General features: G+C 64.6%; 23 protein-coding genes. 14 read left to right on the top strand and 9 right to left on the bottom strand.

Annotated elements, in window-relative coordinates; genetic code table 11:
* Positions 1–44 precede the first annotated feature (44 nt).
* Positions 45–653, top strand: a complete 609-nt coding sequence (locus D3227_RS13665; protein WP_120014636.1) for a glutathione S-transferase family protein — start codon at positions 45–47, stop codon at positions 651–653.
* A gap of 339 nt (positions 654–992) precedes the next feature.
* Here D3227_RS13665 and D3227_RS13660 read toward each other — a convergent pair whose 3' ends face one another.
* Positions 993–1,205: a cold-shock protein gene (locus tag D3227_RS13660; protein ID WP_006202464.1), complete on the bottom strand. Its 213-nt coding sequence runs from the start codon at positions 1,203–1,205 to the stop codon at positions 993–995.
* Between the two features lie 334 nt (positions 1,206–1,539).
* Between D3227_RS13660 and D3227_RS13655 the strand changes: the two genes are divergently transcribed.
* Positions 1,540–1,863, top strand: a complete 324-nt coding sequence (locus D3227_RS13655; protein ID WP_120014635.1) for a hypothetical protein — start codon at positions 1,540–1,542, stop codon at positions 1,861–1,863.
* Between the two features lie 58 nt (positions 1,864–1,921).
* On the opposite strand, the gene D3227_RS13650 is transcribed toward D3227_RS13655, so the two are convergent.
* Positions 1,922–2,491, bottom strand: coding sequence for a methylated-DNA--[protein]-cysteine S-methyltransferase (locus D3227_RS13650; protein WP_120014634.1), 570 nt, complete (start codon positions 2,489–2,491; stop codon positions 1,922–1,924).
* 160 nt (positions 2,492–2,651) lie between these two features.
* Here D3227_RS13650 and D3227_RS13645 point away from each other — a divergent pair, with 160 nt between their 5' ends.
* The 3 genes from D3227_RS13645 (at position 2,652) to D3227_RS13635 (ending at position 5,950) form a co-directional block, all read left to right on the top strand.
* Positions 2,652–3,590, top strand: a complete 939-nt coding sequence (locus tag D3227_RS13645) for a lytic transglycosylase domain-containing protein (RefSeq protein WP_245451748.1) — start codon at positions 2,652–2,654, stop codon at positions 3,588–3,590.
* Positions 3,591–3,595: 5 nt separating this feature from the next.
* The gene (locus D3227_RS13640; RefSeq protein WP_120014633.1) at positions 3,596–4,084 is read left to right on the top strand and encodes a GNAT family N-acetyltransferase; all 489 of its coding nucleotides are present in this window, start codon (positions 3,596–3,598) and stop codon (positions 4,082–4,084) included.
* A gap of 183 nt (positions 4,085–4,267) precedes the next feature.
* Positions 4,268–5,950 (top strand): peroxidase family protein, encoded by a 1,683-nt coding sequence (locus tag D3227_RS13635; protein ID WP_245451747.1) that lies wholly within the window; start codon positions 4,268–4,270, stop codon positions 5,948–5,950.
* Between the two features lie 278 nt (positions 5,951–6,228).
* Here the strand turns inward: D3227_RS13635 and D3227_RS13630 are convergent, their stop codons facing one another.
* A complete protein-coding gene (locus D3227_RS13630) occupies positions 6,229–6,573 on the bottom strand; it encodes a hypothetical protein (protein ID WP_120014631.1) in 345 nt (114 codons plus the stop codon).
* A gap of 204 nt (positions 6,574–6,777) precedes the next feature.
* On the opposite strand from D3227_RS13630, the gene D3227_RS13625 reads away from it, so the two are divergent.
* From D3227_RS13625 to D3227_RS13615, 3 genes are all read left to right on the top strand, one after another.
* Complete coding sequence (locus tag D3227_RS13625) at positions 6,778–7,194, top strand: lysozyme inhibitor LprI family protein (protein WP_120014786.1); 417 nt, start codon at positions 6,778–6,780, stop codon at positions 7,192–7,194.
* Between the two features lie 138 nt (positions 7,195–7,332).
* Positions 7,333–8,076: a DUF899 family protein gene (locus D3227_RS13620; RefSeq protein ID WP_120014785.1), complete on the top strand. Its 744-nt coding sequence runs from the start codon at positions 7,333–7,335 to the stop codon at positions 8,074–8,076.
* A gap of 174 nt (positions 8,077–8,250) precedes the next feature.
* Positions 8,251–8,715: a cupin domain-containing protein gene (locus D3227_RS13615; RefSeq protein ID WP_120014630.1), complete on the top strand. Its 465-nt coding sequence runs from the start codon at positions 8,251–8,253 to the stop codon at positions 8,713–8,715.
* A 7-nt stretch (positions 8,716–8,722) separates the two neighbouring features.
* Here D3227_RS13615 and D3227_RS13610 read toward each other — a convergent pair whose 3' ends face one another.
* Positions 8,723–9,043 carry a DUF1476 domain-containing protein gene (locus D3227_RS13610; protein WP_120014629.1) on the bottom strand — a complete coding sequence of 107 codons (321 nt, stop codon included), beginning with the start codon at positions 9,041–9,043 and terminating at the stop codon, positions 8,723–8,725.
* Between the two features lie 274 nt (positions 9,044–9,317).
* Between D3227_RS13610 and D3227_RS13605 the strand changes: the two genes are divergently transcribed.
* The 4 genes from D3227_RS13605 (at position 9,318) to D3227_RS13590 (ending at position 10,981) form a co-directional block, all read left to right on the top strand.
* Positions 9,318–9,707, top strand: coding sequence for a DUF6152 family protein (locus tag D3227_RS13605; RefSeq protein ID WP_120014628.1), 390 nt, complete (start codon positions 9,318–9,320; stop codon positions 9,705–9,707).
* The gene (locus tag D3227_RS13600) at positions 9,708–10,175 is read left to right on the top strand and encodes a hypothetical protein (RefSeq protein ID WP_120014627.1); all 468 of its coding nucleotides are present in this window, start codon (positions 9,708–9,710) and stop codon (positions 10,173–10,175) included. It begins immediately after the preceding gene.
* Between the two features lie 72 nt (positions 10,176–10,247).
* On the top strand, positions 10,248–10,640 hold the full coding sequence (locus D3227_RS13595; RefSeq protein WP_120014626.1) for a Rid family hydrolase: 393 nt from the start codon (positions 10,248–10,250) through the stop codon (positions 10,638–10,640).
* A gap of 41 nt (positions 10,641–10,681) precedes the next feature.
* On the top strand, positions 10,682–10,981 hold the full coding sequence (locus D3227_RS13590) for an FAD-dependent monooxygenase (RefSeq protein ID WP_120014625.1): 300 nt from the start codon (positions 10,682–10,684) through the stop codon (positions 10,979–10,981).
* A gap of 50 nt (positions 10,982–11,031) precedes the next feature.
* Here the strand turns inward: D3227_RS13590 and carB are convergent, their stop codons facing one another.
* The 4 genes from carB to D3227_RS13570 form a co-directional block, all read right to left on the bottom strand.
* Entirely contained in the window at positions 11,032–14,535 is a 3,504-nt protein-coding gene (gene carB, locus D3227_RS13585; RefSeq protein ID WP_120014624.1) for a carbamoyl-phosphate synthase large subunit, read from the bottom strand.
* A gap of 192 nt (positions 14,536–14,727) precedes the next feature.
* On the bottom strand, positions 14,728–15,528 hold the full coding sequence (locus D3227_RS13580) for an SH3 domain-containing protein (protein ID WP_120014623.1): 801 nt from the start codon (positions 15,526–15,528) through the stop codon (positions 14,728–14,730).
* Between the two features lie 229 nt (positions 15,529–15,757).
* A complete protein-coding gene (locus D3227_RS13575; RefSeq protein WP_120014622.1) occupies positions 15,758–16,516 on the bottom strand; it encodes a metallophosphoesterase family protein in 759 nt (252 codons plus the stop codon).
* Between the two features lie 72 nt (positions 16,517–16,588).
* The gene (locus D3227_RS13570) at positions 16,589–16,948 is read right to left on the bottom strand and encodes an ArsR/SmtB family transcription factor (protein ID WP_120014621.1); all 360 of its coding nucleotides are present in this window, start codon (positions 16,946–16,948) and stop codon (positions 16,589–16,591) included.
* 194 nt (positions 16,949–17,142) lie between these two features.
* Between D3227_RS13570 and D3227_RS13565 the strand changes: the two genes are divergently transcribed.
* A complete protein-coding gene (locus D3227_RS13565; RefSeq protein ID WP_120014620.1) occupies positions 17,143–18,321 on the top strand; it encodes an MFS transporter in 1,179 nt (392 codons plus the stop codon).
* Positions 18,322–18,344: 23 nt separating this feature from the next.
* Here D3227_RS13565 and D3227_RS13560 read toward each other — a convergent pair whose 3' ends face one another.
* Complete coding sequence (locus D3227_RS13560) at positions 18,345–18,800, bottom strand: MarR family winged helix-turn-helix transcriptional regulator (RefSeq protein ID WP_120014619.1); 456 nt, start codon at positions 18,798–18,800, stop codon at positions 18,345–18,347.
* 179 nt (positions 18,801–18,979) lie between these two features.
* Between D3227_RS13560 and D3227_RS13555 the strand changes: the two genes are divergently transcribed.
* Complete coding sequence (locus D3227_RS13555; protein WP_120014618.1) at positions 18,980–19,774, top strand: SDR family NAD(P)-dependent oxidoreductase; 795 nt, start codon at positions 18,980–18,982, stop codon at positions 19,772–19,774.
* Positions 19,775–19,777: the final 3 nt, after the last annotated feature.

Here is a 19,777-nt window from a genome sequence, read left to right as displayed (position 1 = left end):
CCGCGATAGAGCCTTGCTGCAGGCTGAACGCGTGAGGAGCGGCGATGATACTCTACGGAATGATCGACAGCGGCAATTGCTACAAGCCGCGCCTGTTGATGGCCAAGCTCGGCATGGCCTTCACCAATGTCGAGATGAGCTCGCACACCGGCGACACCCGCAGGGCCGATTATGTCGCCAAGAACCCGAACGCCATGGTGCCGCTGCTCGAACTCGACGACGGCAGGCGGCTCGCCGAATCCAACGCCATCCTGCTTTATCTTGCCGAAGGCACGCGCTTCCTGCCGGCCGACCGCTACCAGCGAGCGCTGGCCTATCAGTGGCTGTTCTTCGAGCAGTACAGCCACGAGCCCTACATCGCGGTGCGCAAGGCGCTGCTGACCTTCCCTGAAAGAGCTGGGGATGCGACGCCGGAGCGGCTGGCGCTGACCTTGGAGCGCGGCAACAAGGCGCTCGGCGTGATGAACCGGCATCTGGAGGAAAACGCCTTCTTCGCCGGCAGCGCGTTCAGCGTCGCCGACATCGCGCTCTATGCCTATACGCATACGGCCGAGATGGGCGGCTTTCAGTTCGATGCCTATCCGGCTGTCGCTGCCTGGCTGAAGCGGGTCGAGGCGGATCCGGGGCATGTGGCGATGGCATGGCTGCCCTGATTTGTTGGTGTGCGTTGCCGATTTTGCAAGCAACGTCGACCACTGGCGAAATGTTCGGCCAGCGCGTTCTTCTCCCCCTATAGTGACGGGGAGAAGAACCCCGGGTCGCCGGTTTCGCCAATTGTCGGCATCTGAAATTCAGGCAAATAAAAAGGCGGGATAAAATCCCGCCTTCCCATTCCGGTAGCCTGATCGGGAGCGTTGGGGCCGGGCCGGCAGCAATCCGCTGCTTCGGCTTGTCGGGGTCCTTCCGCTCCGGCACGCTTCTCGCGCGACCGTCAGTACATCCGTGACTTGCCGCGCGCCCCGAACCTTCGTTCGGCGCGCGCTATCGCCAAATCAGGCTGCCTTGCTCAGAGATCCAGCAGCGGACTTGCCAGTGCGGCGGTCCTGCTCGATCTCGAAGTTGATCTTCTGGCCTTCGACCAGGGTCGACAGTCCAGCGCGCTCGACAGCGGAGATGTGGACGAAAACGTCCGCGCCGCCCGCGTCAGGCTGAATGAAGCCGAAGCCCTTGGTGGCGTTGAACCACTTGACCGTACCAGTTGCCATTTCGATAGTCCTTCACATTTGCTTTAGTTTGACCGGACCGAGGTCCAGCCGGTGGTATCGAGATTTTGGGGATAGACGTCAGCAAACGCGAAGATCGCGAGGCCCGATCGATCGGCCGAAATATCAATGGGAGGCATATAGGCTGTTTCCGCACCGAAAACAAGACTGTGTGAGAAGAGCGTGATTGCGGTATTGTCCAACGGCCGCCCCAATCGCATGGGAAACGTGGCGGCAGGATCGCGTGCCTTTGGAGGCTGCGCATCGTGCTTCCCGAGAAATCGATTGCGATTTTCGGGCCGATGCGGCGGGCACCGATCGGGTATGGGAGAGGGCCATGAAAACCATTCTGCTTGCCGCCTGCCTGACGCTGGTGGCCGCCGCGGCGCAGGCGGCTTCGCGCTATGATCCGACACGCATGAGCTGCGGCAAGGTGCAGGCGACGATCGCGCGCCAGGGCGCGGTCATCCTGCGCTACCAGTCGGCGCGCGTGCCGGGCCTGCCGCTCTACAACCGCTATGTGCAGAGCGAGCGCTTCTGCGATATGGGCGAGATCAGGGCGCGCGCCTACGTGCCGAGCGCCGACACGAAATCCTGCCCCGTCTATATCTGCAAGCGACCGGAGTTCCGGCACTTCCGCCGTCGCCTGCTGCAGAACTAGAGAACCGGCGGCGGTTGTCAGGCCTGCCATCTCGTTCCGGACCGACAGTCGGGCCGTCTCAGAACCCGAACGAAGCCTGCGTGGCCGGCGGCGGGCCGACGCGCACGCCTTCCATGGCCAGCATCTTTTCCTTGGTGGCCGAGCCGCCAGGCGCCGAAAAACCGCCGATCTTGCCGCCGGCGGCAAGGATGCGGTGGCACGGGATGACCAGCGGCACCGGGTTGGCGCCAAGCGCCGCACCGGTTTCGCGGGGCAAGCCGGCATGGCCGGCGCGCTTGGCCAGTTCGCCATAGGTGGTGGTTTCGCCATAGCTGAGTTTTCGCGCCGCGTCATAGATGGCGAGGCGGAAATCGTCGACGCCGGCAAGATCGACCGGCACGCCGGAGAAATCGACGTCCTCGCCAGCGGCATAGGCCTTGATCGAGGCGATCAGTTCGGCGACCCAGCGTGGCTGTTCACCCGATGCAGCAACGCCGGAATGGCGCAGCAGCCGACGTTCCACCGTGTCGCGGTTGCGCTCAGGCAGACAGAGCCGCGTCAGGCCCGCCTCGCTCCAGGCGATGCCCATGAAGCCGAGCACGGTCTCGAAGACCGCATGGCCGGCGGCGGCTTGAGAGGTGGTTTCCATGACATGCTCCTTTCCGTGAAGGGAGGGTATTCAGCACAAATCAGGAACAATATGGCAGTTCCCGGTCGCTCCGACCACCCGAAAACCTTCTCCTGGCCCGGATTGCCGGGGGAAAAGCGCTGGTGTAAAGGACTTCTTAACAACCCGATGAACCGGACCCGTGCGCGGCTTGCCAGCAAAATTCATCTTTTCTGCGATCGGCGTGCTCATCGTCGCGGCCGGCCTGAGCGGCTGCACCTCGACGTCGCAGATGAAGGCGGCGCCCGCGCTTGCGGAAGCAGCGCCCGCAGTTGCCAGCGATGACAGCCCGACGCTGGTGCTGCCCGATACGGTGGCGGTGCTGCCGGAATCGTCCGGCCTGGTCCCGGTGCAGACGGCAGCACTTACCGCCGATGGCAGCGCAGTGGCGGCGGCTGACGGCAGTACCGCGGCGGCCGTTGAGCCGTTGCCGGCGCCCGCCCAGGCGGCAGCTTTTGCCGGGCCGACGCCGCTGGCCGCCCAGCCCGCGGTGATGGCCGGTACCTCTCCGACCAGCCCCGGTTCGGTCGAGACGGCGCCTGTTTATGCAACGGCAGCGATGGCCATGCCGGTCACCGGACAGACGGTCAAGACAGGGGCTATGCCGGGCGTCCAGCAGGTCGCCTATGTCGTGCCTGAGAACCCGGCCCTGCTTGCCCCGGCCGGCCCACTGGCCGAGCACGCGACAGGCCCCCGCGGCGAGATCGAGCGGCTGATCGAGAAATACTCCGCGCTTTACCAGGTGCCGGTCGACCTGGTGCGCCATGTCGTCAACCGCGAGAGCACCTTCAACCCGAAGGCCTTCAATCGCGGCCATTGGGGGCTGATGCAGATCAAGCACGCCACGGCGCGCGGCATGGGCTATCTTGGGCCGGCAGCCGGCCTGTTCGATGCCGAGACCAATCTGAAATACGCGGTGAAGTATCTGCGCGGAGCCTGGCTGGTGTCGGGCGGCAATGCCAAGCGCGCCGACCAGCTCTACCAGAGCGGCTATTACTACGACGCCAAGCGCAAGGGCCTGCTCGAAGCAACCGGCCTCGGCACCGACCGCACGCGGCGGCGCCTGCCGCCCGATGCCTGAGCGCGATGCCTGAACCGCGTCCGCCGGCACCAGACGACATCCGGCTACGCAAGATCCTCGACGACACGCTGCTGCCGCCGCGCTGGCCCGAAGGCTTTGTCATGCGCGGTTTCGCGGCGGCCGATGCACTGCCGCTGCACGCTCTGCTGACGGACGTCTTCGACGATGGCGCCGACGGGCCGTTCGACGAGTGGTGGGCACGAATTTCCGAGGATGCCGAGTTCGACCCGGCTTTGTGTTTCCTCGTCATCGACGCCAAGGGGCGGCTGGCGGCTGCTGCACTTTGCTGGGCAACGGCTTTCGTCAAAGACCTCGCCGTCCATCCCGAGGCGCGCGGCCTGGGCATTGGCGAGGCGCTGATGCGGCACGCCTTCCTCGCCTTCCGCGACCGGGGCGCCTGTCATGTCGACCTGAAGACCAACACAGTGGAGAATGCCGCCGCTGTCAGGCTCTACGAGCGGTTGGGCATGATACCGGTCGCCTGGGAAGGTTAAGTCCCCGTTTACCAAGATTTTTGCGCCATCTTGTCATCGCGACGCTTCGCGGTGGGAAGCACGGTGGCTTTGTGAACCGCTTCACAGCGTCCGGCAAAAAGTAACTGCTAATAGATTTTCGTCACGCAGTGCATCTGACCAAATATTTTGGATAGTCGAATTTCAAAATGGAGGGACGAGACTATGGCAGGACCAAACCTTCGAAAGAGAATTGGGCACGGCTTTGTCAGCCGGCAAGTGTTCGCCGAAAAGGCGATCGAACAGGTCGCGATGGCCGCCAAGACGGCGGCCGCGCCCGGGGCCAAGAAGGCCAAGGCCGGTGCCGCGGCGGCCATCGTGCCCGGCGGAAAGCTGGGCGCAGGCTTCTTCGACTTCATGTTCAAGGATTTGCCCCCCTTTACCGCCAGCGATGCCGACCTTGATACGCTGGCAAAAGCCATGAAGGATCCGGCGCCGGTCGACCAGCCCAACCCCGATCCACACGACAACAAGAAGATCCCGTCCGGGTTCACCTATCTCGGCCAGTTCGTCGATCACGACATAACGCTCGACATGACGCCGCTCAGCCTTGCGCTGGCCGATCCGGGGATGGTGAAGAACTTCCGCTCGCCGAGCCTCGACCTCGATTGTGTCTACGGTGCCGGCCCCGGTCCGCATCGCTTCCTGTTCGCGCGCGAACCGGCCCCTGGCGGCAGTGGCGCGGTGGATTCGCCGAAGCTGCTGATCGGCACCGCGCAGGCTTCGCAAGAAAACAGCGACCGGGTGGCCCAGACGCCGCAAGTACCGGAATTGCCCAACGATCTGCCGCGCAACATGCAAGGCGTCGCGCTGATCGGCGATCATCGCAATGACGAGAACCTGCTGGTGGCGCAGATCCACCTGGCGTTCCTGAAATTCCACAATGCGGTGATCGATCACCTGAAGGCCAAGGGGGTGCCCGATGACACGCTGTTCGAGGATGCGGCGCGCACCGTGCGCTGGCACTATCAATGGCTGGTGCTGCACGACTGGGTCGAGCGGCTGACCGAGAAGGGCTTCGTGGCGAAGATCCTGCAGGAGGGCCGCAAGTTCTACCGCTTCAAGACCAAGCCGTTCATGCCGTGGGAGTTCTCGGCCGCAGCCTATCGCATGGGGCATTCGATGGTGCGCGAGAAATACAGCCACAACCGCATTTTCAGGACACCCAATCCGCATATTGCGGAAGCCAGGCTCGCGACCCTTTTCCGCTTCAGCAACCTTTCCGGCGCTCTGTCCAGCAGCGTGCCCGGTCAAGGCACCTTGCCGAGCAACTGGGTGATCGACTGGCGGCGCTTCTTCGAACTACCGCCGCCGGCCAACACCTCGCAGTTCGAGTTCAATTTCTCGCACCAGCTCGACCCGTTGCTGACCGATGCCCTGCACAAGCTGCCCGGCGCCACCGGACCGGAGGCGAGCCTCGCCTTCCGCAACCTGAAGCGCGGCGTGCGCCTCGGCCTGCCTTCGGGCCAGGCGGTGGCCAAGGAGATGCGCAAGAAGATCACCTTCACGCCGATCACTCCGGACGAGATCGCGTCCGGACCCGACGGTTTGGTGGCGAAGTCGCTTGGTTTCCACACCAACACGCCGCTCTGGTACTACATCCTGAAGGAAGCGCAGGTGAAGGGCGGCGGCGAGCGGCTCGGACCGGTGGGCGCGCGCATCGTCGGCGAGGTCTTTGTCGGCCTCGTCCAGGGTGACGAGGAGTCCTTCCTGTCGAAGCCAGGCTGGAAGCCAGACCTGCCCGCGGCGACGCCCGGCACGTTCTTCATGACCGACCTGTTGAAGTTCGTCGCCAAGGCGGCCGATCCGGCCAATCCCGACAAGGAGCTCAATCCGATCGGCGACTGATCAGCGTGTTTGTGCCCCGGTTGTGTTTCAATCGGGGCACGAGATTTCGGCCCGCGGTCACGAATTTTCGGCCCTGGCGTGGAATCCTCCGGCTTTGTGAACTGCTTCACATAGGCGGCCGCGCCCAGATGCTACCCCTGCGTCATGCCACGCGGGGCGCCGATCGGGGGATCGAGGGCTTGCAAGGCATCGGAGGCGGCTGCGCCGGCATGTGTCAGCCACTCCACGGCGGGTCCCGGGGCGGGTTCGGGGCCCGCTTGCTTGCGTGTACTTCACCTTCAGATGTCCGGCGCGTTGCCGATGTTCTTCTTGAGCTCGAGCGCCCAGGCGCGGCCCTCGTCGCCGCCCCACAGCAGCCAGGCGATGTAACCGGCCGACGGGTTTTTCGAATTGCCGTAGTTCTTGCCGCGCTGGTCGACCTCGTGGCGGGCGAAGTAACTGACCATGCGCCTTATGGTCGACGGCGCGAGCTTTTCCCGGTTCTTCAGTTCGGTAGCGCGGGCCACGCCGACCTCGGTGCCGCCGCGGCCGAACTGCTTGCGCAGTTCGAGCCCCTTGGCGGCATTGTCGGCGACGATCTGCGGGCAGCGCAGGTCGATCTCGTCCTTGTCGGCGTCGTGCATTGTTTCTCCCCAATCCCCAAGAGATCTAGAAGGCCGGAAAGCCGGACGGGTTCCGCCGGAGGGCGCTAAGAAAGAGTTCAGTTCAGAAAGAAACCGTCCACCAAGGTGGCAATCCGCATCTTGCCCACAACCTGTGGGTGGTTAAGTTTGGTCGTGCGGCGCTTGCGCCGCGAGCGGGGCTCGACCGAAACCGGAGGAAACACGATGCGGCTTCTGCTTTCCACTATCGCCACCTTGACCCTCGCCGTTCCGCTTTCTGGCGGCGCAGCACGTGCCGACGACTGCGCCAACGCACAGGACCAGGCGACCATGAACGAATGCGCCGGGAAAGATTTCCACGCGGCCGACAAGAAGCTCAACGACGCCTACAAGCAGATCGAGGGCCGGCTGAAGGACGACGCGGCGGGCAAGAAGCTGCTCATCGATGCGCAGCGCGCCTGGGTCGCCTTCCGCGATGCCGAATGCAAATTCCAGGGCGGGCCGCCCGCCACCGCGGGAACCATCTATTCGATGGTCGTCGCCAATTGCCAGACGTCGCTTACCAACGACCGGCTGAAGGATTTCCAGACCTATCTCAATTGCCCCGAAGGCGAGCTGAATTGCCCGGTGCCGGCGCCGTAGCTTTCGCTACCCTGGCAAGGCATCGCATTTCATTGCCGCTCCGGGCGCAAAATGTCGGAACTGTCCCACGCCGTGCGTCCTTGAAGGGCAAGGCGCGTCGCCGGCAACGGCACGCGTCGCCAGGAGATGGAGATGACGATGATCAGCTTTCCCAACGAATCCAGCGAATACCGCGCCGCCCGCGAAAAACTGCTGCAGAAGGAAATCGAGTTGCGCCGCGCCATGGAGGACGTGGCGGTCGCCCGGCGCGCGCTGCCCAACGGCGGGCTGGTGCCGCAGGACTATGTGTTCGACGGACTTGGAGCGGTCGGCAAGCCGGCGCAAATAAAGCTGTCGGAGCTGTTTGCGCCCGGCAAGGACACGCTGATCCTCTACAGCATGATGTTCCCGCGTCATCCGCAGGAGACGCGCGAGGTGGCGACGAGTGGCGGCACGGCAAAGCTCGCCCGGGTGGACCAGCCATGCCCGTCCTGCACGGCGCTGCTCGACCAGTTCGACGGCGCCGTCGGGCATCTCGAGGCCGCCGGCTTCAACTTCGTGGTGGTGGCCAAGACCGCGCTCGACAATCTGCTGACGCTCGGCCGCGACCGTGGGTGGAAGAACATGCGGCTCATCTCCTCGGCCGGCAACAGCTTCAAGCGCGACTATCAGGCCGAGGCCGAAGACGGCGCGCAGCTGCCCGTGCTGTCGGTGTTCCACCGCGACGGCGATGGTGTCAGGCATTTCTGGTCGTCGGAGCTCGGCTTCGCGCCGCCCGAACCCGGCCAGGATCCGCGTGCCATCGGCACCTGCGAGATCCTGTGGAACCTGATGGATTTTACCCCGGCGGGCCGACCGAACTGGAATGAACAGCTGCAGTATGGCGAGGGGTGTTGTCATTGATTTACCTGCGAGATTGGCTGAGCCGCCCATCACTTCGTCATCCTGGGGCGTAGCAAGGAGCTTGAGGGCATTTCGGCCAATCTCCGCCAGCCCCTTGGCGAACCGTCGCAAGGTGGCTCTTTGCCTGCGCCCGCCATGAACTAGACTGCGGGCATCAATCCGAGGGAGAACTTCATGCCCAAGATCGACCTGTCAGCCGTTCCCGCCCGCAAGGGTTCGCCCTATCCGCCACCTTTCGATGAGCCTTGTGCTACCCGCGTCAGGCGGCGTCTGGGCGATGCGGGTGGCCTCAGCGATTTCGGCGTCAATTTGATGACCTTGCCGCCCGGCGGCTGGTCCAGCCAGCGCCACTGGCACAGCCATGAGGACGAGTTCGTCTATGTGCTCGAAGGCGAAGTGACGCTGGTCGAGGACGGCGGCGAGACAGTGCTGCGCGCCGGCGATTGCGCGACTTTCGCCAAGAACAGCGGCAATGGCCATCACCTGATCAACAGGTCCGCCGCGACGGCGCTCTACCTGGAGGTCGGCTCGCGCAACCCGCAAGACCTCACCACCTGCTCCGACATCGACATGATGAGTTCCAACGCCGACGGACGGTTCGTGCACAAGGATGGGACGCCCTATCCAGGTCAGCGCTGAGCGGTGCTCAGATCGTTCTGATCTGCTCGACCGCGGTCACCAGCAGTTCGTCCATGGCTTGGCGAATCTGAGGATCCGACTGGGCGACGCCTGCCGCGTCGAAATCTGCGCGTACCTTGCGGAACACGTCGTTGTCGCCTGCCTCTTCGAAGTCCGCGCGCACCACCTCTTTGGCATAGGCGTCGGCATCCTCACCGGATTTGCCGAGCTTTTCGGCGGCCCACAGGCCGAGCAGCTTGTTGCGGCGCGCCATGGCCTTGAACTTCGTTTCCTCGTCCATCGCAAACTTCTTTTCGAAGCCTTCCTGACGGTCTCTCATGCTGCTCATGGTTTGCCTCGTTCAGATGTGAGACCGACCTTAACCCGATGTCGCGGAAGAGCGGCCAGAAGACGTGAGAGTGGCGCGCATGGATGTCATTAGCAAGGCAGGATCGTTCATGCCGGCGATCGAGCCGGCGCCCGACGAACGGTAGCGCACCGATCCTGATCGGATTCCGTTGCAAATTCTCGCAATGCCAGAGGCTTTCGTTCCGATGTGAGTTGACGTTGCCGCGCCGTGTCCTACTCTCGAATGCCTGCTGGATGAACAGAGGAGACGAGCGATGCAGTCACCTTTCAACCAGATACGCAGTGTCGCGCTGACAGCGGCGGTGATCCTTGCCGCCGGCACCGCGGTCTATGCCCATCACGGCTGGTCGTGGACGAAGGACGGGTTCTTCGAACTCAGGGGCAAGATCACGGCCATCTATATCGGCAATCCGCACGCCACCCTGGATGTCGATGCGGAGGGCGAGGCGTGGCGGGTGGAGATGGCGCCGCCGTCGCGCACGATCGCCGCCGGCTTCACGGAGGAGGTCGCCAAGGTTGGCGACGAGGTGACCGCGATCGGCAACCGCTCGCTCGACGAGACCGAAAAGCGCATGAAGGCGGTCCGCGTCATCGTCGCCGGCAAGACGTACGATGTCTATCCCGACCGCGTGCCACCGGCGTAAATGGCCGAGTTCCTCGCCGGCATCGAGGAACTCGCCTTCGTGCGGGGACTAAAGGCCTCCTTCATCGCCTACCCGATCGTCAACGCGCTCCACATCATGGCGATCGGCGCGCTGCTGACCAGCATCATGCTCATGGACCTCAGGATCTGCGGCGCCTTCCGCTCGTTGCCCTACGCGGCGTTCGTCGCGCTGCTGCGTCGCACCGCGTTGGGCGCGTTCGCCGGCGCTTTGGTCACCGGTTCGCTGCTCTTTTCGGTCAAGGCGAGCACCTATGCGGCGATGCCGATTTTCCTCGCCAAGATGGCACTCATCCTGCTCGCCGGCTTCAATTTTTTCGCCTTCATGCGCTTGGGCCGCGCAACAGGCAGTGACGTACCGGCCGGCGGGACCACCGCCGTCTTGGCCGTGCTCTCGATGGTGCTGTGGACTTCCGTGCTTTTCGCCGGACGGTTCATCGGTTTTCTCTGACCAAACGGGGCGTCGGCGCTGGCCTTCCCAAGGCGGGCGGATAAGCTCGCTGCAAACAAAGGGAGGATTGCCATGAAGAAGGAAGTCATCGAGGTGCCTGTCATGTCGGCCAAGGTGCGGGCACTCGGCCTGCCGTGTTCGACGGCGGTGAAGGCCAACGGCTTCGTGTTCATCTCGGCCGCGCCCCCGGTGGACATGGCGACCGGCGAGATGGTGCGCGGTGACATCGAAACGCAGACCGAGGCGTCGCTGAAGGCGCTGAAACATTGCCTGGAAGCGGCGGGCACCTCGCTGGACAATGTGGTGATGGTGCGCATCTATGCCGTCAATTCCGGCTTCTACAACGCCATCAACCGGGTCTACGCAAAGTATTTTTCGACGAACCCGCCGGCGCGCAGCTTCGTGCCGGTGGCGTCTTGGCCGATGGAGTTCGATATCGAGATCGAGTGTGTCGCGGTGGCGTGAGGGTGAGAAGCGGTCCGCACAGCGGACGAAAAGCCAATTGCTTGGCTTTTCGAGCTTCGAACGCCAATCAGGCTATCGAAGACGCCGTAGCTTTGGCGACGGTGCTGAGCCACGCAGACCGCAAGTCAGCCCCACGGGCACTGCTGATCTACGAGCAGCTGCGGCGCCAGCGGACTGCCGGCGTCCAGCGCATGTCGCGCGCGAGTGGTGCTCGCTATGACGCATCCAGCGGCGACATGCATACCCGCGACCGCAAACTTGACGCTCAGCGGCAGGAACGCGCCTGGGTCTGGAACTACGACGCCTATGCCGAAGCCGAGACAGCCGCCGCTTCGCTCTGATCGGTTTTCTATTCGCGCTTCGCTGCCGGCTCGCTTTGCGGGTACGCGCGCTAAGCAAAATACTCCTGCAGCGGCCTGACCTCGAGGCTCCCCGCCCTCAGCGCCGCAATCGCCTCGGCCACCGCAGCCGCGCCCGAGAGCGTCGTGTAATACGGCACCCTTTGCATCAGTGTCGCCCGGCGCAGTGACTTCGAGTCCGACACCGCCTTCTGCCCGTCCGTGGTATTGAAGACGATCTGCACCTGGCGGTTGCGGATGGCGTCCTCGATGTGCGGGCGGCCCTCGAGCACCTTGTTTATTTTCTCCGCGACGACGCCGTTTTCGGCGAGGAAGCGTGCAGTGCCGGAGGTGGCCATCACCTTGAAACCCTGGCCGGCGAGGCGCTTTACCGCCGGCAGGATGCCTTTCTTGTCCTCGTCGCGCACCGAGACGAACAGCGTGCCGGAGCGCGGCAGGTCGACGCCGGCGCCGAGCTGGCTCTTGGCGAAGGCCAAAGCGAAGTCGCGGTCGAGGCCCATGACCTCGCCGGTCGAGCGCATTTCCGGTCCGAGCAATATGTCGACGCCGGGGAAGCGGGCGAAGGGGAACACCGCTTCCTTGACCGCGATGTGGCCGGGATTGCGCGGGTCGGGCATGGCGCCGTAATGGGCGAAGGCGTCTTCCAGCTTTTCACCGGCCATGATGCGGGCGGCAATCTTGGCGATCGGACGCCCGATGGTCTTGGCGACGAAAGGCACGGTGCGCGACGCGCGCGGGTTGACCTCCAGCACATAGACCGTGCCGTCCTTGATCGCATACTGCACGTTCATCAGGCCGCCGACATTGAGCGCGCCGGCAAGGGCCGCCGTCTGACGCTCCAGCTCATCCACCAGGTCCGAAGGCAGCGAATGCACTGGCAGCGAGCAGGCCGAGTCACCGGAATGGATGCCGGCCTCCTCGATGTGTTCCAGGATGCCGGAGACGAAGGTCGATGTGCCGTCGCAGAGGCAGTCGACGTCGACCTCGATGGCGCCCGACAGATAGGTGTCGAACAGCAACGGGTTCTTGCCCAAGAGCGTGTTGATCTGGCCGGTCTTGTCGTTGGGGTATTTCTGCTTGATGTCCTCCGGCACCAGGCCGGGCACGGTGTCGAGCAGATAGGTCTGCAGCATGCCTTCGTCATGGATGATCTGCATGGCGCGGCCGCCGAGCACGTAGGACGGGCGCACCACAAGCGGGAAGCCGAGCTCGCCGGCGACGAGGCGGGCCTGCTCGACCGAATAGGCGATGCCGTTCTTCGGCTGGGTGAGGTTGAGCTTGTGCAGCAGCTTCTGGAAGCGGTCGCGATCTTCGGCCAGATCGATCATGTCGGGCGAGGTGCCGAGGATCGGAATGCCGGCCTTCTCCAGCGCATCGGCAAGCTTCAGCGGCGTCTGGCCGCCGAACTGGACGATGACGCCGACCAGCTCGCCCGAGGCCTGTTCGGCGCGCAGGATCTCCAGCACGTCTTCCGCCGTCAGCGGATCGAAATAGAGGCGGTCCGACGTGTCGTAGTCGGTCGACACGGTCTCCGGGTTGCAGTTGATCATGATCGCTTCATAGCCGGCGTCACGCAGCGCAAAGGCGGCATGGCAGCAGCAATAGTCGAACTCGATGCCCTGGCCGATGCGGTTGGGGCCGCCGCCGAGGATGACGACCTTCTTGCGCGACGAGACTTTTGCCTCGTTGGCTAAAGCGCCGGCGAAGGGCACTTCATAGGTCGAGTACATGTAGGCGGTGGGCGAAGCGAACTCGGCGGCGCAGGTGTCGATGCGCTTGTAGACTGGATGAACGTCGAGCTTTTCGCGAATCTTCTGAATCACTTCGGCGTCGGTCTTCGTCAGTGACGCGAGGCGGGCATCGGAGAAACCCATCGCCTTCAGCATGCGCAAATTGACGGCGTCCTGCGGGATGCCGTGCTCGCGGATGCGCTCTTCCATGGCGAGAATGCCGGCGATCTGCTCGAGGAACCACGGGTCGATCTTGCACATGGCGTGCACGTCTTCCAGCGAGGTGCCCATGCGGATCGCCTGCGCCACCATGCGCAGCCGGTCCGGCGTCGGTGTGCCGAGTGCTGCGCGGATGGCGTTGCGGTCGTCGACATGGCTGGCGGGTGCGGTGCCATGGCCAAGGCCGGGGATCTCGATCTCGTCCAAACCTGTCAGCCCGGTCTCCAGTCCGCGCAGCGCCTTCTGCAGCGATTCCTGGAAGGTGCGGCCGATGGCCATCACTTCGCCGACCGACTTCATCGCCGTGGTCAGCACCGGCTCGGCGCCGGGGAATTTCTCGAAGGCGAAGCGCGGGATTTTCGTCACGACATAATCGATGCTCGGCTCGAACGAGGCCGGCGTCGCGCCACCGGTAATGTCGTTTTCCAATTCGTCCAGCGTGTAGCCGACGGCGAGTTTTGCGGCGATCTTGGCGATGGGGAAACCGGTCGCCTTGGAGGCCAAGGCAGAGCTGCGCGAGACGCGCGGGTTCATCTCGATGACCACCAGCCGGCCGTCGGCCGGGTTGACGGCGAACTGCACGTTGGAGCCGCCGGTCTCGACGCCGATTTCGCGCAGCACCGCGATCGAGGCGTTGCGCATCATTTGGTATTCTTTGTCGGTCAAGGTGAGGGCAGGGGCGACGGTGATCGAATCGCCCGTATGCACGCCCATCGGGTCGATGTTCTCGATCGAGCAGACGATGATGCAGTTGTCCGCCTTGTCGCGGACGACCTCCATCTCATACTCCTTCCAGCCGAGCACGCTCTCCTCGATCAGCACTTCGGTGGTCGGCGAGGCATCGAGGCCGGACTGGACGATCTCGTAGAATTCGGCGCGGTTGTAGGCGATGCCGCCGCCGGTGCCGCCCATGGTGAAGGACGGGCGGATGATGGCCGGCAGGCCGACATGGTCGAGCGCCTGGGCGGCGATCGCCATGGCGTGGCTGATGTAGCGCTGCTTGCGGTCGCCTTCGCCGAGGTTCCAGCGGGTCTCCAGCGCGTCGAGCGCGGCATCGAGGTTCTCGGGCTTCTCGGCCTTGAGCGCCGCGCGCTCGGCCTCATGCGTCTTGCGGTCGGCGTTCTTGACGTCGGTGGCGTTGGCCAGCATCGACTTAGGCGTTTCGAGCCCGATCTTGCTCATCGCCTCGCGAAACAGCGCCCGATCCTCGGCCTTGTCGATGGCATGCGCGTCGGCGCCGATCATCTCGACATTGTAACGCTCGAGCACGCCCATGCGGCGCAGCGACAGAGCGGTGTTGAGCGCGGTCTGGCCGCCCATGGTCGGCAGCAGCGCGTCGGGCCGCTCCTTGGCGATGATCTTGGCCACCACTTCCGGCGTGATCGGCTCGATATAGGTGGCGTCGGCCAGCTCGGGGTCGGTCATGATGGTGGCCGGGTTGGAATTGACCAGGATGACCCTGAAACCCTCTTCCTTCAGCGCCTTGCAGGCCTGGGTGCCGGAATAGTCGAACTCGCATGCCTGGCCGATGACGATGGGGCCGGCCCCGATGATCAGGATCGACTTGATGTCGGTGCGTCTTGGCATGGTCGAGGCGTTCCGTTCGGCGAGCGGCTTGCACGAAAAACCGGGCGGGAAGACCCGGCCGGTTGTGCTTGCGATTCTGGTATCAGGCTAGGAGGGCCTTATAGGGAAGAGTTTTGCTGGATGTAACCCCGAAAATGCGGGTTGTAGGGACTGCCCCCAACAAGCACCTCGCTGTCCCTCGACGCCCGCCCCCTAGCCGCCGGTCGCCAAAGCGTCGGTGATCTCGAAGCGCTCGGAAACGCCAACACGGATCATGTTGAGGCTGCCCTCGCGGGTGAAGCGGAACTCGTCTGACGAGTCCGAGCCGGTCGGCAGGCCGCCGTGAAAGCTGATGATGCGGGTGCCGCCATCCGGCCATGTCACGGTCACCGCGCTGTCGCCACCCGTATGCGCGACGCTTATCTCGCAGCGGGTCATTGGCTGGCCGACATTGCGCGCACAGGGAATGCCGGAAGCGGTGCCGTCTCCAGTCGAGGCGGTTTCAACGGTCGCGAAGGCCAGGCCATAGGCATCCTGCATGGCGGTCCTGCCGATTGCCTCGGCGGATTTCGGCGCGCCGTGGGGCTCGGTCGTCTGGTCCGCGCCCAGGCGTGCTGTCAGGTCGGGCGGCGGCGTCGTGGCCGCAGAGTTCGGTTGGGCGGAAAATGCCATATTCGCTTCCGTCAGCACCACCGCGCTGGCGGGGTTGAGGTAGCGCGCCGGAGCCCACCCGCGGATCTGCGGGTTGTCGACCTCTTCGACCTTGCACCACGGATTGCCGTTGACGTCGGCGCAGCCGAAGTTCTTGAGGGGTGAGCCGACCGGCAGGCGCGCCTCGGTCTTGCCGATCGCCGACGGCGAAGCGCGTATGTTGAGGAGATCGTCGGGCGCGAGGCCGCTGACATAGGAGACGACAGGTGCCGGCTCTTCGGCGCTGACCGGCAGTGCCGCCAGCAGAAACGGAGCGGCAATCATGAGGTGCAGCGTCTTCGGGAGCGTAATCGTGCGCCTCATCACCTGGCCGTGGGCGTGCGTTAAAGCGCGGCCCGACTCAGAAGTCGCCGCCGCTTGCCGGAGCGTTTTATAAGGGACGACGCGATGCCATGTCATCCCGAAAAGACGCAGCTGCTTATTCAGCGGGGGCATGAACGCGTACCGCGTTCAGCCTGAGGCATGAACGCGTACCGCGTTCAGCCTGAGGCATGAACCAGTAGGTTCAGTCTGACATGAACGCATTCTGCGTTCAGTCTGACATGAACCCTGTCCTGAGCGCGTGCGCCCATTCCGGTCGTTCCGCCCGTTCGGCCTGCCGTGCGGCCGCCTCATGGTCGTAGTCGACGGCAAAGGCCTCGAAGCGGTCGGGACGGCCGGGTATATCCAGCTCGACAATGCCGAAGCGCGCATGCGGCGAGCCCTGCTCGGAGACATGCGCCGGCGGCGTCGAATCGTCATAGGCGGGGCAGCCGACGCTGCCCGGATTGAAGATGACCGGGCCGCCGGGAATGCGGATTAGCTCGCTGCGGTGGCTGTGGCCGCAGAGCACGATGCGGCACGCTGGGTCGAGCGGCTTCAGCCTTCGCCTTATGGCGGCGAGCGGCGCGCGCACCAGCTGACCGTCGCTAATCGCGTCGGCGAGGTATTTCTCGTCATGGTCGGGCCTTGCGTGGAAGGCGATCACGCCGGGCACGATCTCCAGCGTGAAAGGCAAGGCAAGCAGCGCCTCGCGCTGCGTTGGTGTCAGCCGCTCCTGCGCATAGCGGTCGGACGGCCACATGTTGTCGTCGGCCGGGTCGACGGCGACGCGGCGGTCGTGGTTGCCGCGCACCGTCGGCAGGCCAAGCGCCTCGAGCCGTTCCATGGTCTCGCGCGGCCACAGCGGGCCTGAGACGCAGTCGCCGAGATTGACGGTGAGATCAGCACCGCCGCGGCGCTTGAGATCGTCGAGCACGGCATCCAATGCCAGGACGTTGCCGTGGATATCGGCGAGGACGGCGATGCGCATGAGGGAGCTCCGGTGATGAGGTGGCGTTCCTCTCCCCCGCATTCCGGGGGCGAGGAACCCAAGTTCTGGAGGTTAGGCGGGGATTTCGATCTCGTCGGCGCCACCGACCATCGGCAGCGCCTTGTCTTCGCCGGCGGCCGCGATGACGCTGTCGAGCAGGCCGGGGAAGCGGGCGTCGAGATCGGCGCGGCGCAGCGTGATCATCCGGTTGGTGCCGACCACTTCGGCGCGGGTCACGCCGGCCTCGCGCAGCTTGGCCAGGTGATAGCTGAGATTTGTCTTCGACGCGAGATCGAGGAACTGGCTGCAGCTCAGCGGCACGCCTTCCTTGCTGGCGAGATAGCGCACAATGGCGAGCCTGGTCGGATCGCCGAGCACGGCGAGCACGATCGGCAGGCTGATCTGGTCAGCGTTGGGGTGGGGCAGTGTCATGCCCGAGAATTAGGCGCAAACGATACCGATTTCAACGTATCTCCTCCTTCGGTGCGTGCACGCAGTCTTTTCGTTTCATGCCCTGTCCTGACACAGGGCTGTCAGCAGGCTTCAGCTATTTTTCCGTGGCTTCATTGACATCATGCCCTGTTATGTCCAATTGTTCAATAACTTTTGAACTAAGGACACCCGCCATGGACAAGCGCCTCTTCTGGCTTGCGCTCGGATCGTTCACGATCTCGACCGAAGGCTTCGTCATCTCCAGCCTTCTGCCCGACATCGCAACCGATGCCGGAATCTCCATTCCACTCGCCGGCACGCTGATCACCGCCTTCGCGCTTGCCTATGCCGTCGGCACGCCGATCCTGGCGACGCTGACCGGCGAATGGGACCGGCGCCGCGTCATCCTGTGGACGCTGGTGTTCTTCGTGCTCGGCAATCTGGTGGCGGCGCTGAGCTCATCCTTCGAATTGCTGCTCATTGCCCGTATCATCATGGCGCTGTCGTCGGGCCTGTTCGCGGCCACCGCGCAAGGCACGGCGGTGGCCCTGGTCGATGACCATCACCGGGCCCGCGCCATTGCCGTCGTCGTCGGCGGCACCACGGTGGCCGTTGCCCTTGGCGCGCCGCTCGGTGCGCTTGTCGCGACCGTCGCCGGCTGGCGCGGCACCTTCTTTGCCATTGCCGGGCTCGGTGCTCTCGCCGGCGCGATCCTGTGGTACCGGCTGCCGCGCGGCATCGTCGGCACCAGGCTGCCGCTGAAGCGCCGGCTGGCGGCAGCGCTGCGTCCCGGCGTGATGCCGATCCTGCTGACGACGATGTTGGCACTGATCGGCGCCTTCACCGTCTTTTCCTATGTCGCGCCGCTGGCCATCGAAGGTGGCGGCCTGAGCCCGCTGGCGCTGCCCGGCATGCTGCTCGCCTTCGGTGTCGGGGCCGTCATCGGCAACATTGCCGGCGGGCAGGCCGCAGACCGCTTCGGCGCGACGCGCACCGTCGGCTGGTCGCTGGCGCTGAGCGCGGCCATGCTGGTCATGTTGTCGGTCATCCCGACCTTCCTGCCGCACCATATTGCAGGGCCGGCGCTGATGGCGATGATGGTGCCGTGGGGCATCGTCGGCTGGGCCTTCCCGCCGGCGCAGGCCAGCCGCATCATCAAGCTGGCGCCCGACGCTGCTCCGATCGTGCTGTCGCTCAACGCTTCGGCGCTCTATCTCGGTGTGGCGCTGGGCGCGGTGGTCGGCGGTGCCGTGCTGCGCTACGGCGCGCCGGCCGATCTCGGCCTGATCGCCGCGGCGTTCCCGTTGATCGGGCTCGGCGTCGTGTTGGCCGGGCGGATGCTGGCGCGGCCGGTCGCGGTTCCGGCGGAGTAGTCTTATACGAAGTCGCCGGCCGCCTATCTGGCCGGCGGCATATCGAAATCCAGCGCGGCGACTGCATCAAGCGCCGCGCGCAGCTTCGCCGCCTCGTCCTTGCCGACCATCGCTTCGAAGCGCTGCTGGGCGACACTCCACAGCTTCATCGCTTCGTCGAGCTTGGCTCGGCCTTGCGGCATCAACCGCACGCGCTTGACGCGGCGGTCGTCCTTGTCGGCGAAGGTCTCGACATAACCGTCACGGATCAGCGGCTTCAACGTATGGCCGAGCGCCGACAGGTCCATGATCAGCGCCTCGGCTATGGCGCCCATCGCCGGCTCGCTGCCGATATGGATCTGATAGAGCAGGCCATATTGCGTGCCCTTCAGGCCCGAAGGGGCCAACACATCGTCGTAGAACCGGCCGAGCTTGCGCCCGGCGCGCCGCAGCGTGGCGTTGTTGCAAAGGCTAAGTCCCGGAAGTGCGGCTTTGGTCATGACAACTCCATGCCGGCGGATGGATCCGCCGACCTGCCGCAGAAATAGTTTTTGTCGCCGCCGTTGACAAGATAGTGGCATATACCTACTTCCGCAAAGGTGGCATATGCCACTAATCAAATCTGACGCGGACGAGCGCCTTAGGGCTCGTCTTGCTTTGTCGCAAAAGGAACAGGACAATGAGCACGAAGGACAACAAGGGCACGGCCGTCATCACCGGTGCTTCATCGGGCATCGGCGCGGTCTATGCGGATCGGCTGGCCGCACAGGGCTACGATCTGGTGCTGGTAGCGCGGCGCGCCGACCGGCTGCAGGAACTGGCGGACAGGCTGAGCTATGCCTATGGCCGCAAGGCCAAGGTGATCGGCGCCGATCTTTCCGATGATGGCGATGTTCGCCGGGTCGAGCAGGCCATCGCCACCGATGAGAGCGTGACGCTGCTCGTCAACAATGCCGGCCTCGGCGGCCAGCAGGTCGTAGCAGACGCCGATGCCGATGCGACCGAGCGCATGATCAAGGTCAATGTCGTGGCGCTGACCAGGCTCACACGCGCGGCGCTGCCGGGGCTGCTCGCGCGCAATCGCGGCGCCATCGTCAACATTGCCTCGGTGGCCGCCTATGGCACGGCGATCGGCGGCATCTACAGCGGCACCAAGGCCTATGTCGTCAACTTCACCGAGGCGCTGCAGCGTGAGGTCGCCGACACCGGGGTGAAGGTGCAGGTCGTGCTGCCCGGACCGATCCGCACCGACTTCTGGGAATTGGCCGGCGCCGATCTCAACTCTCTCAACCAGGACTGGGTGATGACCGTTGACGATCTGGTCGATGCGGCGCTTGCCGGCTTTGCCCAGGGCGAGACGGTCACCGCGCCGGGGCTCGCCGATCCGGCCAAGCTCGATGCGTTCATCGGCGCCAGGGACAGTTTCTACGTCAGCCTGATCGCCGGCAAGCCGGCGGCGCGCTACGCAGCTTGAGGT

Source organism: Mesorhizobium waimense (assembly GCF_003601975.1).
Taxonomy (GTDB): Bacteria; Pseudomonadota; Alphaproteobacteria; order Rhizobiales; family Rhizobiaceae; genus Mesorhizobium; species Mesorhizobium waimense.
The sequence above is the reverse complement of the archived record's forward strand: the minus strand, read 5'-3'. Positions and strand labels throughout refer to the sequence as shown.